The sequence below is a fragment of the candidate division WOR-3 bacterium genome (assembly GCA_039802005.1).
GTDB lineage: Bacteria > Hydrothermota > Tepidihabitantia > SM23-42 > JAOAFX01 > JAOAFX01.
On record JBDRVV010000003.1, the window covers coordinates 113,703 to 130,802 of the forward strand.

General features: G+C 35.3%; 13 protein-coding genes and 2 tRNA genes. 8 read left to right on the forward strand and 7 right to left on the reverse strand.

The genetic code is table 11. The annotated features are described in order from the left end of the window. Positions 1 to 9: 9 nt before the first annotated feature. Genes ABIL69_01900 through ABIL69_01920 form a run of 5 tightly spaced genes read left to right on the forward strand, consistent with a single transcriptional unit; the run spans position 10 to position 4,194 of the window. On the forward strand, positions 10 to 1,248 hold the full coding sequence (locus tag ABIL69_01900) for an MFS transporter (protein MEO0122743.1): 1,239 nt from the start codon (positions 10 to 12) through the stop codon (positions 1,246 to 1,248). 2 nt (positions 1,249 to 1,250) lie between these two features. Further along, on the forward strand, positions 1,251 to 2,189 hold the full coding sequence (locus tag ABIL69_01905) for a diacylglycerol kinase family protein (protein ID MEO0122744.1): 939 nt from the start codon (positions 1,251 to 1,253) through the stop codon (positions 2,187 to 2,189). Positions 2,190 to 2,247: 58 nt separating this feature from the next. Next, on the forward strand, positions 2,248 to 3,081 hold the full coding sequence (sppA, locus tag ABIL69_01910) for a signal peptide peptidase SppA (protein ID MEO0122745.1): 834 nt from the start codon (positions 2,248 to 2,250) through the stop codon (positions 3,079 to 3,081). Next, on the forward strand, positions 3,072 to 3,341 hold the full coding sequence (locus tag ABIL69_01915; GenBank protein ID MEO0122746.1) for a hypothetical protein: 270 nt from the start codon (positions 3,072 to 3,074) through the stop codon (positions 3,339 to 3,341). The genes sppA and ABIL69_01915 overlap by 10 nt, the downstream gene beginning before the upstream one ends. Then, positions 3,328 to 4,194, forward strand: coding sequence for a beta-N-acetylglucosaminidase domain-containing protein (locus ABIL69_01920; protein MEO0122747.1), 867 nt, complete (start codon positions 3,328 to 3,330; stop codon positions 4,192 to 4,194). Before ABIL69_01915 ends, ABIL69_01920 begins: the two co-directional genes overlap by 14 nt. An 8-nt stretch (positions 4,195 to 4,202) precedes the next feature. Here ABIL69_01920 and ABIL69_01925 read toward each other — a convergent pair whose 3' ends face one another. After that, the gene (locus ABIL69_01925; protein ID MEO0122748.1) at positions 4,203 to 4,877 is read right to left on the reverse strand and encodes a YIP1 family protein; all 675 of its coding nucleotides are present in this window, start codon (positions 4,875 to 4,877) and stop codon (positions 4,203 to 4,205) included. A 144-nt stretch (positions 4,878 to 5,021) separates the two neighbouring features. Between ABIL69_01925 and ABIL69_01930 the strand changes: the two genes are divergently transcribed. From ABIL69_01930 to ABIL69_01940, 3 genes are all read left to right on the forward strand, one after another. After that, positions 5,022 to 5,105: transfer RNA gene (locus ABIL69_01930), tRNA-Leu, on the forward strand. An 86-nt stretch (positions 5,106 to 5,191) separates the two neighbouring features. Further along, positions 5,192 to 6,598 (forward strand): glycosyltransferase family 39 protein, encoded by a 1,407-nt coding sequence (locus ABIL69_01935; protein ID MEO0122749.1) that lies wholly within the window; start codon positions 5,192 to 5,194, stop codon positions 6,596 to 6,598. A gap of 104 nt (positions 6,599 to 6,702) precedes the next feature. Beyond that, positions 6,703 to 7,131: a methyltransferase gene (locus ABIL69_01940; protein ID MEO0122750.1), complete on the forward strand. Its 429-nt coding sequence runs from the start codon at positions 6,703 to 6,705 to the stop codon at positions 7,129 to 7,131. 88 nt (positions 7,132 to 7,219) lie between these two features. Here the strand turns inward: ABIL69_01940 and ABIL69_01945 are convergent, their stop codons facing one another. The 6 genes from ABIL69_01945 to ABIL69_01970 all read right to left on the reverse strand — a co-directional run. Further along, positions 7,220 to 7,831: an HD-GYP domain-containing protein gene (locus ABIL69_01945; protein MEO0122751.1), complete on the reverse strand. Its 612-nt coding sequence runs from the start codon at positions 7,829 to 7,831 to the stop codon at positions 7,220 to 7,222. Between the two features lie 295 nt (positions 7,832 to 8,126). After that, on the reverse strand, positions 8,127 to 12,965 hold the full coding sequence (locus ABIL69_01950) for a sigma 54-interacting transcriptional regulator (GenBank protein ID MEO0122752.1): 4,839 nt from the start codon (positions 12,963 to 12,965) through the stop codon (positions 8,127 to 8,129). A gap of 99 nt (positions 12,966 to 13,064) precedes the next feature. After that, positions 13,065 to 15,161 (reverse strand): carboxypeptidase regulatory-like domain-containing protein, encoded by a 2,097-nt coding sequence (locus tag ABIL69_01955; protein MEO0122753.1) that lies wholly within the window; start codon positions 15,159 to 15,161, stop codon positions 13,065 to 13,067. Positions 15,162 to 15,243: 82 nt separating this feature from the next. Beyond that, positions 15,244 to 15,315: transfer RNA gene (locus ABIL69_01960), tRNA-Glu, on the reverse strand. Continuing rightward, the gene (locus ABIL69_01965) at positions 15,294 to 15,809 is read right to left on the reverse strand and encodes a cyclic nucleotide-binding domain-containing protein (protein MEO0122754.1); all 516 of its coding nucleotides are present in this window, start codon (positions 15,807 to 15,809) and stop codon (positions 15,294 to 15,296) included. The genes ABIL69_01960 and ABIL69_01965 overlap by 22 nt, the downstream gene beginning before the upstream one ends. Continuing rightward, the coding region (locus tag ABIL69_01970) for a BREX system ATP-binding domain-containing protein (protein ID MEO0122755.1) at positions 15,806 to 17,100 on the reverse strand (1,295 nt) is incomplete at its 5' end. The genes ABIL69_01965 and ABIL69_01970, both read right to left, overlap by 4 nt.

The window sequence follows — 17,100 nt, forward strand, 5'->3', positions numbered from 1 at the left end:
TATCATTAGATGAAATTAGATTCAGTTTTGCCCCGAGGTTTTTCCAGGGATATCTGGGCACTTTTCACCACAAGTGTCATAAGTGCAATTGGTTTTTCAATAACAATGCCCTATATGAGTCTTTATTTAAATAATGTTTTGCATATTCCAATGACCATTGTCGGCACAATATTAATGTTTGCCCAGATAATTGGAGCAACCGTAGGTTTGTATGGCGGTGAAATAAGCGACAAATTTGGTAGAAAATTTATAATGGTTCGCTCATTATCAGGAAGATTTATTCTATTTGCCTCAATGGGTTTTATTATCCTACACTGGCACAATGTTTATACTATATTTGCCTTTCTCATTTTAAACTCAATATTATTTTCATTCTATATACCCGCGTCCCAGGCATATATAGCCGATTTGACCGAAACAAACGAACGATTAAAGGCATATGGTTTACTGCGGATGGGTGGAAATCTGGGCTGGGCTCTCGGTCCAGCACTCGGCGGATTACTTGCATCTATAGAATATGCCTACCTTTTTTTTGTTACTGCATTATGTATGTTAATTGCCACGATTATTTTAGTAAATTACTGTAAGGAATCTTTATTCCATAAAAAAAATTTTGAGAATAATGCTCTATCACAAAACCAGAAAAACTTTATTATATCAATCAATCTGAAAGAAATATTTTCAGTAATTAATGACCAGAAATTCTTAATTTTCACATTGATTTCCCTCAGCATATTTATTGTATGGGGACAACTTGTATCACCATTATCAATTTATACAGTCAATCGCATTGGAATAACCAAAAGCCAACTTGGAATATTATTCTCTATCAATGGATTTATGGTTGTCTTATTTCAATATTTCATAACCCACTTAATTCCCGATAAAAAAGAACTATCTGCACTATGGATTGGTTCATTAATATATGGCATAGGCTATCTATCACTCGGTTTTGCTAATGGTTTCTCCGCTCTTATTTTTTCAATGATCTTAATAACAATCGCCGAAATGGTGATAACACCTTCAAGTCAAAGTTATGCGTCTAAAATTGCACGCCCTGAGAATAGAGGTAGATATCTTGCGTTCTATAATCTTGCTCAGACCTTTGGCTGGGCATTTGGTCCAATGCTTGGTGGAATTCTACTTGATACATTTCCTGGTCGTTCAATCTTCATCTGGGGTATAATTACTTTCATTGCTTTATTCTCGGCGGTGGGATTTATAATCTACAAAAATAACGAGAAATAAAAATGTTTCAGAAGGCCAAAGTAATAATTAATGCCAAAGCTGGTGCATATCTTGCCGGCAGGAGATTTAAGGATATTCAGAAACGTCTTAAAGAATCGGGTTGTGAACCTTACATCAGCGAAACAAGGTATCGCTACCACGCAAAAGAACTGGCAATAGATGGAGTGAAAAAGCATTTCGATTTAATCATAAGTGTTGGTGGCGATGGCACAATAAATGAAATCATAAATGGAATAATGGAATGCAAGGATTCATTTAACAATCTCCCCGCCCTCGGATTCATTTCGGTAGGAACAGGTGCTGATTTATGCAGAAGCCTAAACATTCCATTCGATTACCAGAAGGCGATTGAAATAATACTTAAAGGAAATTTGGCAGCGATAGATATCGGCATTGTTAAATTTAAATTAGGGGATAAATTCTGGATAAGATATTTTGCCAATGTCTTTGATGTCGGTCTTGGTGGCAATGTGGTGAGAATCGCCAATCATATTCCTAAATGTTTTGGTGGCTTTTTAACATTTCTCTTATCCAGTTTCGTAGGGATCATGATATCCAAGCCCGTTTATTTAAAGATAAATATAGATGGCACAGATAAAGATGAAGGCAATATTAACATTCTTGGTACGGCAAATGGTAAATATTTTGGTGGCGGAATGAAAATCGCACCAATGGCGAACATAAGCGACGGCTATCTTGAAGTACTATATGTAAAAGATACAAATACTTTTAAATTCATTAAAAATGTTCTACTTCCTGTGTATGATGCCAGACATCTGTTTTATAAAAAATTATTTCAAGTGCGTGCCAGAAAAGTAAAAATTATCTCAAATAAAGTATTTCTTGCAGATATTGACGGTGAAGAAGAAAGGGCAGAGGAAGTAGAAATCACAATAATTCCCAAGGCATTAAATGTCATTGTTCCCGATAAATCCTTATAATTTAATCCAGCCGTTGACTTCTTTGTTCGTTTGATTAAAATATTGAAATGGAGATTTTATGAAAAAAACACATATAATAATAATTGTCGTCTTAATAGTGGCAGTTATACTTGGACTTTTGATAGGATTAAGTTCAAGGGGTGCCATGTTTACTCCGAGCGGTAATATAGGTGTAATAGAAATTGAAGGGGTTATTTCATCATCCAAAAGGACAGTCCGTGATATAAAGCGTTTTGCAGAAGACCCGAATATTCAGGGGATACTTGTCCGTGTAGATTCTCCAGGTGGTGGTGTTGCCGCATCACAGGAAATATACGAAGAACTTAAGAAATGCCGTGGGCAGAAAAAGGTAGTCATTTCTATGGGTGCACTTGCCGCATCCGGTGGGTATTATGTTTCACTACCTGCAGATTTAATCGTTGCCAATCCCGGCACGATCACCGGTTCAATTGGTGTAATTATGCAATTTCCGATTTTTGAAGAATTGATGAAGAAGATTGGTATCAATTACGAAGTCATAAAATCAAAAGAACATAAAGATATTGGTTCGCCATTCCGTAAAATGGATGAAAAAGAAAAAAGGTTACTTCAGGATGTTGTCACTGATGTATACGAACAATTTGTTCAGGCAACCTGTGAAGCCCGTAATCTACCCAGGGATAGTGTTTTAAAATTTGCTGATGGCAGGATAATAACCGGAAGTCAGGCAAAAAAATTAGGCTTGGTAGATACCCTTGGTTCTTTTGAAGACGCAGTAAAAATTATTGGTGATATGCTGGGTATAGCAAAACCCAACCTAATATATCCCCAAAAACGTCTCAGCCTTATTGAACTATTGACCGAACCTGTGGAACAAATGCTCATTCCCAAATTATCTTATCTGTGGCAGTAAATTTAAAAAAACCAAATATTATTTTAATCATAGTACTTGCTTTTTTCTTTAGTTGTAAAAGCAGCGAATACAATCCAAAACTTGTTGATTATTTAAATGCAGAACGAGAAATGAGAAAGCGTGTTAGTCAGGGTTTAGAGGATTCGCTATATGTATTACAAAAAAATTTTAAAATTGATCTTAAAAAAGAATTGAAAAAGATAGAAAAAAATCCTGAAGCCTGGACAAAATTACTTAAAGCAATAGATGGAGAAAAATAACAAAATCTACGGAGTGATTGAAGGATTTTATGGTAAAACATATTCGTTCTATGAGCGTTGTGATTTAATAAAATTTCTTTCTTTCCTGAAATTGAATACATATGTATATGGTCCTAAATCAGACCCATACCACAGGGCAGAATACCATAAATTATACCCAGCCATTCAAATGAAAGAATTTGAGGCACTAAATAACCTCGCCCGGAAGCATAAAATAAAATTCAACTACGCGCTCTCCCCAGGCACAAAGCCTAACACAGAGCTGATTATCAGAAAAATCAAATCAATGATGAAAATTGGCGTTGAAAACTATAGTATATTTTATGACGACATAGAAATAACATTAGACTCAAATTCCGCATTAAAACAGACGGCCAGCGCAAATGAAGTATATGAAATATTAAAAGAAAAGTTTAAAAATCCAGACCTATTCTTCTGCCCCACCCAGTATCGTGGTTTTGAAAAAACAGAATATATTTTAACCATTGCAAAAACATTACACAAAAATGTTAAAATATTCTGGACCGGGAAAAATATAATTTCGCATGAAATAACTGTGAGCGATATTGAGCGTATCACCGGAATATTGGGTAGACCACCACTAATATGGGATAATATCTTTGCCAATGACTACATCCCCGGAATTATATTAAGATTTCCGTATCGCAATCGTGAGCCGGGTATAATAAATAAAGTAAGCGGTATTTTGCTCAATCCAATGAATCAGTATTTACAATCAAAACCTTTAATCTGTAGTGCCTCAAAATTTTTTAAGAACCCGTATAATTATGATTCTAAAAATTTTGAGTTCAAATGCCGAAGATTTTATCGACCCAATATTACCGAAGAATAAAAAAATTTTTATCTTGGTCTGAAGGCCTGTCCAAGCCCGAGTCCCAATAATATTGAAGCAAACCAGATTATAAAGACAAGAATAAATGCTTTTTCTTTCTTTAAATTATTAGTAATACTGATTCCTATTGCTACAAGTATCATTTCCCAGATAATAAAAAAATCAAAACTTGACAACAATCTATAGGCGATTGAATTAACCGGAAGATTGGGAACAAAAAGGGCCAAAGAAGTACTCACCTGTAAAGAATTTTTTATCATAATTAATATCCACCGGAGAATATGGGCAGGAATTTTAATCAGTGCTGCATATGAGACAACCGAGAAGACAACTTTATATGAACCCTCACCACCCACCATAGGGATAAAAATGTTCAATAACAAGGCGAATAACAGCAGAATAGCACTTACACCCAATATTGTTCCTATCAAAGCAGAGACATAAATAAAGGGGCCAGAAGTAAATTTAATTGCCTGTTCTATCTGCTCTTCAGTCATATTACGCTCTTTCATTGCCTCTATCTGCTGAGCGGTTATCAAATTACTTGTTGTTGAGATACTTAAAATTGATAGAATTGACAATCCAAGCAGCACAACAATAAAGGGTTTTAACCATTCGGGCTTTTCTTTTATACCTCTAAAAACTGCAGTAGGATTAATAAGGATATCTATTAAGTTTTTCATATAAAATTATACACACTATAACACCAAAGTCAATAAAAAAAACGTAATTTCTTGCTATTTTCGGTTGACAAAATGTAGATTATAACTATAATTTAAAAGGATTAAAAAAAGGCATCTATGTCTGATAACCAATGACGTCTTTTAGCCGGGGTGGCGGAATTGGGAGACGCACCAGGTTCAGGACCTGGCGCTGGCAACAGCATAGGGGTTCAAATCCCCTCTCCGGCACTTTTGGAGATGATATTTGAAAGAATGTCTTACAAAAACTTTTGGTTCTTAAGAAATAATTAAGGCTATCACTGTGATAAACAATAATGAATAAATTAAAACTACTCATATCTGCTGGTTTGATAATCTATACATTGTTTTATCTTATCCAATCTTCAACTATAATTACATATCCTTACCAGGTCTCGTATCCAGAAGGATTAATTCTTAATCAGATAAAACTCTTATTAGAAGGTAAACCAATATATAAAAGTATCAACGATTACCCACTCATTGTCACAAATTACCCCCCGGTCTATCTTTTACTATGTGCCGGGTTTGTGAAATTATTTGGTCTTTCATTTATTTGGGGAAGATTGATTACATTTCTTGCCACAATTTTTGTTGTCTTTATGATATACAAAATTCTTCACCAAAAAACTCAAAAAGAAATCGCCATTATTTCTGCCCTTTTATTTATCTCATCTTCTTATATTTACAAAGATACACCCTTTATGCGCGTTGATATGTTAGGATTACTATGTAGCCTGCTTGGATTTTATATCTTTCTCCGCGTTGACCTGAAGAATAGCACCCTGTATTCAATACCTTTCTTTATTTTATCCCTATACACAAAACAGACCTTTATTTCCGCTCCCATAGCCATTGCAATATCATTATTATTCAGACTGAGAAAAAGGGCGTTAATATTTATTCTTTTGATGATAATCTCCTATCTGTTTATATTCTTTATAATAAATCAATCGACCCATGGCGAATTCTTTCGTCACAATATTTTATATAATTTTAATATCTTTGACTTAAAACAGGCATTTAAATTTTATATTCGTTTTTTACAGAACCATGCAATATTATTTTTTTTCTCTGTATTATTTATCCTTGATACATTTAGAAAGAAGGAATTTTCTTTCTGGAGCGTATATTTTATTATTGCCGCAATCAATGGATTTTCAGTAGGAAAGGTCGGTGCGAATACAAATTATTTTTTTGAACTGATCGCCCTCAATTGTATTCTTGCTGGTCTCTCAATTGAAAGATTAAAAAATTATATTGATGAAAAGAAATATCCTCTTTTTATAAACGGTGCATTACTTACCCAATTGATATTATTTCTTCATATGCCTTTCTATAGTGAACCAGCAATAACCAAAACCGACTGGCGAAATTTTGCGCAACTTTCGCAGGTCATATTAAATACTGATGGTAAAATAATTTCTGAAGACGCCGGGATAATTGTGGTTAACAAAAAACAAGTTTTATTTCAGCCTTTTGAACTCACCCAGCTTGCCAATCAAAAACTCTGGAATCAGGATAAGTTTGTGAATGACATTAAAAACAGGCGTTTTTCACTTCTTGTTTTTAGTTTCAATGTCAATTGCTCTTTTGATAAAGAACGTTTAACATCTGAAATGGCAGATGCAATAAAAGAAAATTATTATATAGAAAGAATTATTGGCGATTATTTTTTGTATAAACCACTTTCTACTCCATAGGAGTTTAACTGGCTAACTTAAATAAAATACGTTTAAAAATTTTCATAATTGGCAAATTTTTTTATAGATATAGAAGTATTATTGCGATTGCTGCATTTTTACTAATGCTTTATTTTAGCAAGCCGAATTCGACATTTTTTTTGTCTCATATCCTCATTATTTCTGGACTTTCAATCAGACTCTGGGCAACGGGTTATATTGGAGAAAAGGCGAGAACGAAAGAACTAAATGCTTTTTATAGAATTGTAAGTGGACCATATCGTATATTAAGACATCCGTTATACATTGGCAACTTTTTTCTTGTCATGGGCACTGTCTTTCTGTACAATCCACCATTTTGGTTAAAAATAATCATAATACTTGCCTTCTTAATTGAATATTCTATAATAATAATTACTGAAGAAGAATATTTAAAAGGGTTGCCCGCCCTTATTATAAAATTTTCATTTAAAAAGTTGAAATTTGAGTTATCAACTATTTTAATAATGGTGGTGATTTATTTAATCTATTTCTGGATTCTAAGTTCAAAATAAACACAAATCAAGAGGGCTGGGGAATGGCCCCAGATTGGAGAAAAAACACCCAGCCCCCTTGCCGGCAAGATCTTTACATAGCACAACTTTATTTTGTAATCGCCCTCCTTACATATTCACAAGGCAGTTTTAGAAATACATCAGCAAGTTCAGGGTCAAATTGTTTGCCTTTGCATTCTTGAATTTCTATTTTAGCATCCTCTTCACTAATTGATTTTTTATATGGCCTATCAGAAACCATTGCTGAATAGGAATCACAGACTGCAAGAATCCTTGCACAGAATGGAATTTCTTCCTTTTTCAAACCTTCTGGATAACCTGTACCATCGTATTTTTCGTGGTGATAAAGTATCCATTGTTTAACTTCCTTTAATCCATCCACTGTTTTTATCATATCTGAACCTTTTTTCGGATGTTGTTTCATTATATCCCACTCGTACTTGTTAAGTGAACCTGGTTTGTTAAAAATTTCTTCGGGAATAACGATCTTTCCTATGTCGTGTAATAGACCAGCCAATTTTATCAACATTAGTTCTTTTTCTGATAAACCAATAAATTTTCCCATCAAAAAAGCAAGTTCAGCGACCTGAAAAGAATGATTTTTCGTATAAATATCAGTCAATTCCATTAATTTAACGAAAGATAGAACCGATGCTATATTTATATTTTTTATGTTTTTAAAATATATGCTGCTATCCATTATTTAACTCCCCAATCTTTCATTAAAACAAAAATTATAATGCATGCTTCCCTTTTTTCTATTCAAATATAAATTCTTTTATAACCATTTTTTATATATGCAAAAATCGTGCCTACAAAAAGTATTGAAATTTCAGTGGATTCGATTGCATACAATTATCAAAAATGCGACAAATTGTCGCATTTTTAATTGTTTTTAGAATGTCACGAAATTACATGGGGTTTGCAGCATATAAGTGCGACAAATTGTCGCACTTTTTGACCTGTCGCATTGAGTTTCAAATCTAAACAATGCTCTAATTTTTATTTAAATTAAATTTTTTAATATATCTCTCAATCGTTCTCCTGCTCACACCAAGAATCTTCGCAGTCTCTTTTATGCTCCAATTTGTCGTATTAAGGGCATTTCTTACTGCCTCTTTTGTAATTTCCCTAATGGGTAGCATCTCTCGTTCCCTGTTAAAACCTATATCTCCCACCCTGATTATTTTAGATTTTGCGAGAACCGCAGCCCGCTCAACAATATTCTGTAATTCTCTAACATTCCCGGGCCAGGGATATTCCTTCAATAATTTTAAAGCATCGTCACTAAAACCTTCTATTGTTTTATTTAATTCTTTACATTTCAATTGTAAGAAAAAATTTGCAAGCAATGGTATGTCTTCAATACGTTCCCTCAAACTTGGGACTTTAATAATAAAAACATTTATCCGATAATAAAGGTCTCTTCTAAATCTTCCTTCTTCAACCTCAATATCAATCTCTTTATTTGTAGCAAACAGAAATCGCACATCAATCTTCCTTGTCTGAGTCTCACCAAGCCGTCTTATGACTTTATCTTCTATCGCCTCAAGCATTTTTGCTTGAAATGCTGGACTTGTATTTGTAATTTCATCAAGAAAAACAGTACCCCCATTAGCCTCTTCCAGAAGTCCTTTTTTATCAGCTACAGCGCCGGTGAAGGCTCCTTTCTTATATCCAAACAATTCCGATTCCAACAATGTTTCTGGAATCGTACCGCAATTTATATTCACAAATTTCTTATCTTTTCGCCTGCTTTTTAAATGAATCAGTCTGGCAATCATTCCCTTCCCTACCCCAGTTTCCCCAGTAATAAGCACGGGTGTGTCTGTTGGTGCAACATCATTGATAAGATTATAAATCTTTTTCAAAACCCTTGATTTGCCCATAATATATCCTTTTCCAATTTCGAGAACCGTCCCATCTCTTAATTGCACAAATTCTTCGCGTAAATTTTTGAAAGACATTGACTTATCAATGACCGATGCGAGTATCTTTGACACGGTTATCAAAAAATCTCTATCTTGTTCACCAAACATTGAACCCGGAAGTGTAGAGTCCAAGTAAATTGCACCAACAATTCGGTCTCCGATTATAAGCGGGATACATAATATTGTCCGAATTTGATTAAGCAAGACACTCCTCCTTATATTAAACCTTGAATCCTGCAGTGCATCAGGTACAAAAACAATATGATTTTTGTTGACCTCATCAATTGCTGTTTTGGAAAGTTCACCTGCATCTCTGATTGTCCTTTTATCCATATTCCTGCCTGCCGCCAGTTCCATACCTTCTTCTGTACTGATAAACAATGCTCCGCGTTCTGCATTTGTAGTATTAATAACTAAATCAAGAATGCTCGCTATAAAATCCTCATCCCCCAAATGAGAATTTATCAGTTCAGCAAGATTTGAAAAAGTATTTAAATAACGATCTGGCATCTTCCGCCTTTCATAATCCTTCAAAATCTGCGGATAAAATTCTACCATTATTTCCCGGATTTTAGTAAGTTCATATTTTGCGCCAATCGTTTTCAAAATATTTTCTGTTGCATAAATCTGTTCTGCAATATCCTTAATTTTTTCTGGTTCAATTCCGCGTTCAAGGATTGCTTCGATTTTTAACCTTTGCAAGAAAGCATAATCAAATAAATAATCATTCTCTCTTAGTTTACTCAATGTTTCTTCAATATCAAGTTCATCGATCTGTTTACTCCTGAATTTAACAATCTTCACAAGTGATGTCGCTACTTTTCTCTCTCTGCTCAGAGGGGTGCTGAGCTCTTCCGCCTTAGATGCATAGGTGAGTGCGCGAGATAAATCACTATTGCCAAGATAAAAATCAGAAGCAATTAAAAAAACTTCAATCTTTAATGGCTGCAAGATCTTTTCTTCTTTCATTCTATTTAGTGCCTTATCCATATAATCTTCTGCCATTTTTTGCTTACCCAATGCAGCATAAATTTTACCCAAACCCGCAAGATAAACAACTTCCTCCTTTGTTTTTATCTGTTCTTCCAGAATATCCTTTGCCTTCTCAATTTCGCCGAGTCTATAATAATTCATTGCAAGCCCATAGAATGCATAGACCGAATCAGGTTCAATATTCAATGCCATATTGAAATATTCTATGGCACGGGCAAATTTACAGGTATCCTGATATAGTCCGGCGAGATAGATAAGAACCGCATGTTGCATAGGTTTGATATTTGCCTTCTGTACACCTTTTAAAGCAATCTCAAAATCACTCACCGCCTCAGTAATTTGTCCTTTATCTATGAATAGAAAAGCCCTGTTAATCAGAGAAGATAAATAGCCGTTGTATATTTTCTCGTTTTCAAACTCTTTGATTGCCTTATCAATATATTTCATACTCTCATCTATATCCCCTAATTGTGCATAAATTGAACTTAGCATATTTGCTGCGTATGCATACTGCTTTTTTAAATTGTTTTGCTCACAGAATTCCAACAAATTAAAACATATATCCTTTGCCTTTTTGTAATCTTCTCTGAACCACTCAAGGGTAGTAAAATAATACATTGTACTTGCCAGGGATTCATAATCTTTGATTTCGGTGCAAAGGTTTAACAAATCATTCAAAATTTTTTCACTATCTTCAAATCTGTTAATATTCATATAACAATAAGCGAGGCGATGAGCATTATCAATATAATCTTTCGTATCTGTGCTTTTAGATAAATCTAATACCTCTATGGCATTATGAAAATACCCCATATTTGTATATGCACGACCCAACCCTGACAGACACTTATTTCTAACCTCGGGGAAATTCAGCCCTGATTTATAATACTCAATCGCCTTTTGATTGTCCCCTTGATTTGCATACAAATTTCCCAATTTCAAAAGAATATTTTGATACGCTGACGGTTCTATACTTTGACAACAATTGATTATTTTTTCATAATAAAAAATCGCCTCTTTAATATCATTCATTGTCTCAGCTCTTTTTGCTGAAAGACTGAAATACTTGTAGGCACTTTCATATCCACCGGTCTGTTCATAAAGTGTACCAAGCAACGGATAGTAATCCTTTATAATGTCCGAAGATTCTATTACCTTTATAAGTTTATGAGAAATCTCGTTGTATTCTTCTTTATTCATAATCTGTAAAATAACCACTTTAATTATCTGGTTCGCCAATGAACATAATATTTTCCCCTGCGAAATATCTAATTTTATAAAGCCATTAATCTTTAGGAATTCAATTAAAGAATTAATATTTTCAGGTGCAAAATTGCTTAAAACAGACAAAGGCAATGAATGGTTTGCTATACTTAGTACTTTCAAAATGAGAAGTTGATTGTGATTTAAACAAGAAAGCCTTGATGACATTATTTCCTCAAGTTTAGCGGAAATTTCTAATTTTGTTAATAATTTCAAATCTACAACCCATTTATATCCTTTATATTTTAAAATTTCCTTTTGATAAAGTGTTTTGAGTGTTTCCACTATAAATAACGGATTGCCACCTGAATGTTTATGGAGCCAGAGTATAAATTCATAAAGATTGTTTTCATCTTCGGTTACAACATCTAATAAAGTTTTTTCGATTAATAATTTAATCTCATCAACGGAAAAGGGCATCAAATTTATTTTAGCAAAATTCAACTCCTCAATTTTGGGGGAAAATTTCGCACTCCCTATAATGATTGCCTCGGTATTTTCCAGACTGTGACTTATGTAACGGAATAATCCGAACTCATATTCACTCAAATTATCAATGTCATCAACAAGAATTGCCACTCTTTTATTTTTTGCAAATTCCAGGAATTTTTCTGTTATATTCATATAAATCTGTAACCGTTCAATGTCATCTCCAAAATTTACATTTTTATAATTTATAAAATCGCCAAGGGCTTCATAAAAATGTCTTTCTGAACCAGTTGTAAAAAATAAAACATCATAACCTTTGAAAAGAAATTTATACTTCAATTCCTTTAATAATCTTGTCTTTCCTGCGCCCATCCCGCCCATCACTATAACTGCCTCGCCTTTCAAATTAAGTAATCTTTCTGTTATATCAGATATTTCTATAAATACAGTTGGTGGCAGATAAACTTTATAAGTAAGAATTTCGGCTTTCTTTCCTGGTAAAAATTTATTAAAAATTGCATAAAGTTCAGGAGCAGTGGGTCTCAAATTAGGTTCTTCTGCAAGGAGTTTAGCGATTGCGTTATTTATTTCTTCAGGTATGTCTTTTATCGGTCTAAAGGGCATAACTGCCTTGTTATGTGAGATGATCTTATATATAATCATACCAAGAGAATATAAATCGCTCCTTTGGTCAGGACCAATTCCCTTAAATATCTCGGGTGCAATGTATCCGATTGTGCCCGATGCCTTGATTTGTTGGCTCGTTATTCCTGCAAAACCAAAGTCAATGAGCACAGCCTTTTTTTGTGCGGTATCGTAAATAATATGCTCGGGTTTTAAATCGCTGTGCACATAACCCTTGTTATGAAAGGCGGACAGTGCGTTGATTACCTGAATCATTGCCTCCAACAAATCGTTATTAAAACCGACAAAACACTCATCTATAGGTCTCCCATTTATATATTCCATAGTAAAAAAAGAAAAACCATCCTTTGTTGTTGCATATTCATATACAGATACAATATTGGGATGATGAAACTGCGAAAGAATCTGAAATTCTCGGGCAATCAATTGATTAAACTCAGGAACATTGTCTTTCGCTATCTTTAATATTATATCTTTATTTTTCTCCCTAACTCTGAAAACAACTGAATAATTCCCAACCTCCAATCTTTCCAGTATTTCATATCCATTTATTTTCTTTGGGATATTATCCATTGTAGAATAGTCTATTTCTTTTTTAGATTTTGTCAACTGGTTTTCTTACTCTAAAAAAAAGGGCAGGGTGTAGCCCTGCCCTATAGAGAAAAGAAGTTTTTAGTCTACGCTGAGTATCTTGAATTCAATCCTTCGGTTCAAATCCCTGCCCGACTTTGTGCGATTATCAGCAACTGGCTGTGTTTCACCATAACCACGCACTTCAAGGCGGGATGGATCAATATTATGATACCTCACAAGATATTCTTTTACTGCATTTGCCCTTTCATAAGAGAGTTTCATATTATAAGAATCAGAACCGATGCTATCTGTATGGCCGCCAATCTCTATCCTCATTTTGGGTTTTGCAATCAGGACCTTTGCTGCATCATCAAGAACAGGATAAGATTCAGGTTTAATCACTGCCGAATTGAATTCAAAATAGATACCCCGTAAGATGATCTTTTCACCCGCTTTCGGCTCTTTCCTTAATGAGAAATTTTGGACTTTTGTTTCATCTTTGGCAATCACTACTGGAGCGGTTTCGACTATATAACCCTGTGCCTCTACTTTCAATACATAAGTGCCCGGGGCAAGTGTAACCTTATATATGCCCGTTGCGGGGTCAGTGGAGATTGCGGGGATATTCGCATCAACGAATGAAATTTGTGCGAGGATTGGCTTTTCATCATCTTTATCCACTACTTTTCCTACAAGAGTCCCCTGGGCAAGAACGACTTTATTGAGCGCGACATCTATAACTTTTGTATCACCTTCCTGGAGACTAACCACCTTTTCATCAAATTGATAACCAGTTGCCTCTACGCGAATTCGGAAAGTTCCGGGGACAAGAATTGCGGAATACATTCCAGAAGTATCTGATGTAATTGATGGAAACTGGGTTTGTGGAAAAGTTATTGTTGCAACGATCGGCTGCTTAGTCTCCGCATCAAATATCTTACCAATTACTTTTGCTACTTCTTTTTTGTTCAAGGCAAAATCAAGGATTATCTGATCTCCATCTTTCAAAACAACACCTTGCTCTTTCCAGCGATAACCTTCGGATTCAACATGGATCCTAAAACTTCCCGGTGAAAATGAAGTCTCGTAAGTACCATTTGCGGAGGTTTGAACCGCTTCTTTATCTGAACCGGGGAATGTAATTGTAGCAATAATCGGTTCACCGGTTTTTGCATCGTAAACCCTTCCAGAAACCTTGGCAATCGGGATATGGACTTCAACTTTCTTTATCAAATCCGCACCACCTGAAATATTGAAAAATGCCTTCCACCAGAAATCGGGATTTCTTTCTGGATTCAGTATTCCTAATTCACATCCCATATCAAAACTAACGCTGCGCGCACCGAATCTTAATCCTGGCGTAACCCATAGTGATTCAACTTTACTATTCATATCAAAATAGCCAAAAGCCTCAAAAAGAAGTCTTACATCTTCCGAAGGAATCAATTCAATTCCTCCACCATGAATCACATAATTGGGTCTTTGAGAAAAATCCGCATCAGCAACATAATCAGGTTTATGATCAATCCCTACACGTAAATATCCTGCATTCAGATGGGTAGCAAACGGTCCAATACGGAAATCAAACAGGCCGGTTCCTATGATATCAGGGTCATGAGGTATATGGGGTGGGAAATGCGGTGGATATGGACTTCCACCTGGCGCATATGCTTCAGGAAATGAATCTGAATAAAATCTTTTATCACATTCATAGGCATTGTTAAAATACTCGCGAGATAGCCCGGGACCAAAATTAACTGCACAATGAACACCGAATGCGTATAGCAGTGGTGTCTGTTTATCAACAATAATTGGATAACCTATCTTTCCACCAACTTCAATCGTCTCAAAACCAATCACTGGGTCAGGGTCTCCTCTATCCTGTGGGTAATTATTCATTTCAAACCATTTCGTATAAGGTGTAGCACGAAACCTCATTTCAAGATAATCAATTATAGAATAGGAAATACCTGTTGATACCTTGAAGAAATGTTTGCGGTCAACCACAGAAACACCCCACTGGGTGGTATTAATCTCTTCAAACCTCTCTTCAGGGCTGAGATGGAAAGATAAAACTCCCATATTATGGGGTTGGGCATATTGAAGTTTGAACATACCTCTATTTCCATAAACAGATATCTCCTGGGCAAAGAACATACCAGGAATTACCATTAAACAAAAGAAAAGCTTTTTCATAGAACCCCCTTTATCTTTACTTTAAAGGACTTTTAATTGAGTCTAAATTCGTTGCCAGAAAAAAATTGTCCAGGACACCAGCTGGCCCCAACGGGAGTCGAACCCGTATCTTCACCTTGAAAGAGTGATGTCCTAACCACTAGACGATGGGGCCTTGTGTGTCAGAATGTAAAGATTCCTGAAAGACTCGTTATCAACAATCGCCCGATTTATCAAGAAATAATTCTCCAGGTTTGCATTCGTAGTCATTATCCGGTGCGAAAGGTCCTCCCCCATTGCCAACAGAAATTTTGCCGCAACCTTTGGATTTTCATTAATTATATCCATGAATTGCTGCTTTTTTAGTACATATAATCTGCAATCCGTCTTTGCCTTAACTGTTGCTGAACGAGGTTTATCGGTCAAAATTGCCATTTCACCAAAGAATGATGATTCACCAAGTTCTGATAAAACGAGAATAAGGTCCCCGCGCGTCAAGAACACCTCAACCTTGCCAGATTCAATTATAAACATCTCATCCCCGGTAGTTCCTTCTTTAATAATCACAGTGTCCTGAGCAACCTCTCTTGGCTCCCACTTCACCATCAACCAGTTTATCTCTTGTGCAGATAGGTATTTAAATAATGCAACCTTACTAAAATCTTTCATAATCGTCTAATTTTATCCATATTTTGATAACTGTCAATAGGAAATTTTTTGCTGAGTCTTACCTGATCAAATGCCTCAATTGAATATTTTATAAACATCCGTAATTCGTTACTAAATTTTTTAAACGCTGTATTCACTATATTATTTTGCAATTTCTGGTCAATCACAAATTCAGGAAATGCTGTATTATATATCTTTAACAGACTACCAAATAACAATTCTAATTCAGCCCTTGAGAATTTTCTCAGAGTAATTTTGTTCTTTATAAATCTTGTTACCCAATCATCCTCCCCCGGTGTCGTTGCGAGCATAAGCAAGATATTACTCTGTTTATATGCATATGGTGTGGGACGAACCTGATTATGAAGCATATACCTATCAATCTTTCTCATTTCTTCGTCATTTAGGGCGACCCTGATCAACCCTTCTAAGAACGCCTTTCCCCTTTCCTGAAGATGATATTCCCAGATATGATTTATCACTTCAAACTCATCAATTATTAATACCAGACCGCCCAGCCCAAGATTACGGGAGATATAACTCAATCCACTCAGAATATAATTATAGAAATCCGCCGCGGTTGAAAAATCATATAAGGCCGGAATCTGTTGTCCTCCCCTTACCCGAAAAGGTGAATCACGGTCAGTTGCGTATTCCTTTGTTGATTCACCCTCAACCCACTGCCAGAAAACTTCGCTATGTAAATCTTCTTCCATCATATCCTTTATTTTTTTTAATACCGGACCGAAGAAGCAATGGTCAGGCAAACCCATACTACTTGCCTCTCTCAGCAAATCACGGTAGCCACGTTCACAACCATCTTTGATATACCTCAAATTATAAACAATTTCATGGTAAATCTTTTTTGGCCTATATGGGGGTGTCTCAAGGATATGTAATTCGCAATATCCAGTGGCAAACCCTTGTTTAAGAGATAGATGTCTAAGAAACTCAGCAAGATGGGTTTTACCCGAACCATATTCACCTTCAATTAAAAAGACACCACCAATACCATTCTTTAAATTATCAAGTGCCTTCTGGAATAATTCAATCTCATACGCCCTTCCAAATGTAAATGATTCAATATCCTGATGCGGCACAACCCCGAGCCTGAATGCCTCAACCAATCTTCTTGAAGATATCCTGTCTAATTCCTTTTCTTGAATATGAAGTTCCTTTAGCCATTTGGTAGGAAGCCATAGGCAAAGTCCACTGCGGAATTTTACGCGCGATTCAATTCCATTCCATCTCGTCTCAAGGACAACCCCCTCTCCAAATATATTGTGGAAAA

What these genes read in the sequence shown, in the direction of transcription:
- ABIL69_01925 (MEO0122748.1), bottom strand. Translation starts at nt 4,877, where the DNA reads ATGAAAAACTTAATAGATATCCTTATTAATCCTACTGCAGTTTTTAGA.
- ABIL69_01905 (MEO0122744.1), top strand. Translation starts at nt 1,251, where the DNA reads ATGTTTCAGAAGGCCAAAGTAATAATTAATGCCAAAGCTGGTGCATAT.
- ABIL69_01900 (MEO0122743.1), top strand. Translation starts at nt 10, where the DNA reads ATGAAATTAGATTCAGTTTTGCCCCGAGGTTTTTCCAGGGATATCTGG.
- sppA (MEO0122745.1), top strand. Translation starts at nt 2,248, where the DNA reads ATGAAAAAAACACATATAATAATAATTGTCGTCTTAATAGTGGCAGTT.
- ABIL69_01920 (MEO0122747.1), top strand. Translation starts at nt 3,328, where the DNA reads ATGGAGAAAAATAACAAAATCTACGGAGTGATTGAAGGATTTTATGGT.
- ABIL69_01945 (MEO0122751.1), bottom strand. Translation starts at nt 7,831, where the DNA reads ATGGATAGCAGCATATATTTTAAAAACATAAAAAATATAAATATAGCA.
- ABIL69_01965 (MEO0122754.1), bottom strand. Translation starts at nt 15,809, where the DNA reads ATGAAAGATTTTAGTAAGGTTGCATTATTTAAATACCTATCTGCACAA.
- ABIL69_01950 (MEO0122752.1), bottom strand. Translation starts at nt 12,965, where the DNA reads ATGGATAATATCCCAAAGAAAATAAATGGATATGAAATACTGGAAAGA.
- ABIL69_01955 (MEO0122753.1), bottom strand. Translation starts at nt 15,161, where the DNA reads ATGAAAAAGCTTTTCTTTTGTTTAATGGTAATTCCTGGTATGTTCTTT.
- ABIL69_01940 (MEO0122750.1), top strand. Translation starts at nt 6,703, where the DNA reads ATGCTTTATTTTAGCAAGCCGAATTCGACATTTTTTTTGTCTCATATC.
- ABIL69_01935 (MEO0122749.1), top strand. Translation starts at nt 5,192, where the DNA reads ATGAATAAATTAAAACTACTCATATCTGCTGGTTTGATAATCTATACA.